We start from the raw sequence: 1,388 nt of genomic DNA, 5'->3' as shown, positions 1-1,388 counted from the left end.
AAATACTCTTACGCTGTTCTCGCAAGCGTAAATCAAATCCGTTGAACGACGATTTCGAAGAACAAAAAGCTGCTCAAAATGCGAATTTCATCACAGAAAAAAATAACCCGTTCCCTTCATTTTTTCGGGAACGAGTCTTTTTGCACGAAACAAACGGAGAAGCAGGACGGGAAGCAAATTGACGCCACGCTCTGAATTTGGCATTACGTTCAAAAAAGCGCCCCTACGACCAAATTATGTTGCCAGTTCTGACCAGAAAAAAGAGACTGTCACAATAAAAAAATTTTGTTCCAAGGTTTTGGCATATCCATGCTCGCTGAAAGTCAAACCTCTTTTAATTCTGAAAAAACGTAAACATCCTTTGGTCCTTTTTTCAAAAAAGTCCATGAATATCCGTATGCTTCATCTCGCCGATGAGCAAGGCACTCGCAGATGTCTCTGACGGCCGGAAGCTTCAATTTCTCTTTGGCGTCTTCAACGTTTGCAAACTTTTCCTGAATGCCTTCTTTTGGGTCGAATGCTGATATCGGGACCTTGCTCTTTTCGATCGATCTTGCCCTGAACGATACCCATGCGAGGTTGTCCGCACTGTTGAGTCCTTCTTCAACTGAAAGCGAATCGTCGATGTATGTGACAAACTTAGCCTTATCCGGATAACGATTTTTTATGAACGCTTTTGCAACCAATCGCGTAATCAGTTCAAAATGCAATTTTCCGTCAAGTCCTTTGAGCCTGATGCAATATATTCCGCTTTTCATTTTGGAAACCTTTAACTCTTTCCCGCCTCGAGGAACACCGTTGACCAGTCTTCTGATGCTTCTTATTCGACCGTCATTTGAGATTTCATAAATTCCTTCATATTCTTCAATCGTTCGCCATTCTTGCTTTGACATTTCTGACAATCCTTTCCGCGCGCTTTCATCCAAATCGTGCAAGACGCAACGTTTCAACTGCTCCGCTCAGAGTAATTTTTGCTTTTAATCAATGGCGTTCTTTGTCTTCGGTAAGCCCTAAAAGATAATCCACTGAAACATCGTAAAAATCCGCAAGTTTTACAAGGTAATCGGCCCTTGGCATGCGCGAACCGTTTTCGTATCTGCTTACGAGAGACGCCGTACATCCCAATACGCCTGCGATTTCCTTAATGGTGTAAAGATTTTTAAGCCTTAATTCTTTTAATCGTAATTCGATGATAAACACCAACCCTTCTTTTTTAAGATATTGATTTTTCAAGCGTCGCATTTCCGCAACGTCGTCTTCAAAGAGCTCAGTCTTGAGCTGAGCAACAGATTCTTTCTTCAGGATCCTATCGAGGCCTTTTCGGAACAAGCACGAAAACAACGGACCGAAAAGAACCCGATTTGCGATATATATTATATATCAAAAAC

The 1,388-nt window shown here is 41.7% G+C and carries 3 protein-coding genes; 1 reads left to right on the top strand and 2 read right to left on the bottom strand.

What is annotated here, in order from left to right:
* The coding region (locus V7Z60_RS09480) for a hypothetical protein (RefSeq protein WP_334117569.1) at positions 1-182 on the top strand (182 nt) is incomplete at its 5' end.
* A 141-nt stretch (positions 183-323) separates the two neighbouring features.
* Here V7Z60_RS09480 and V7Z60_RS09475 read toward each other — a convergent pair.
* Positions 324-893: an NUMOD4 domain-containing protein gene (locus V7Z60_RS09475; protein WP_080876816.1), complete on the bottom strand. Its 570-nt coding sequence runs from the start codon at positions 891-893 to the stop codon at positions 324-326.
* Positions 894-981: 88 nt separating this feature from the next.
* Entirely contained in the window at positions 982-1,242 is a 261-nt protein-coding gene (locus tag V7Z60_RS09470) for a helix-turn-helix domain-containing protein (protein WP_334117568.1), read from the bottom strand.
* Between the last annotated feature and the right edge of the window lie 146 nt (positions 1,243-1,388).

This window comes from Ligilactobacillus sp. (assembly GCF_036846325.1).
Lineage (GTDB): Bacteria > Bacillota > Bacilli > Lactobacillales > Lactobacillaceae > Ligilactobacillus.
The sequence above is the reverse complement of the archived record's forward strand: the minus strand, read 5'-3'. Positions and strand labels throughout refer to the sequence as shown.

What these genes read in the sequence shown, in the direction of transcription:
- V7Z60_RS09475 (WP_080876816.1), bottom strand. Translation starts at nt 893, where the DNA reads ATGTCAAAGCAAGAATGGCGAACGATTGAAGAATATGAAGGAATTTAT.
- V7Z60_RS09470 (WP_334117568.1), bottom strand. Translation starts at nt 1,242, where the DNA reads ATGCGACGCTTGAAAAATCAATATCTTAAAAAAGAAGGGTTGGTGTTT.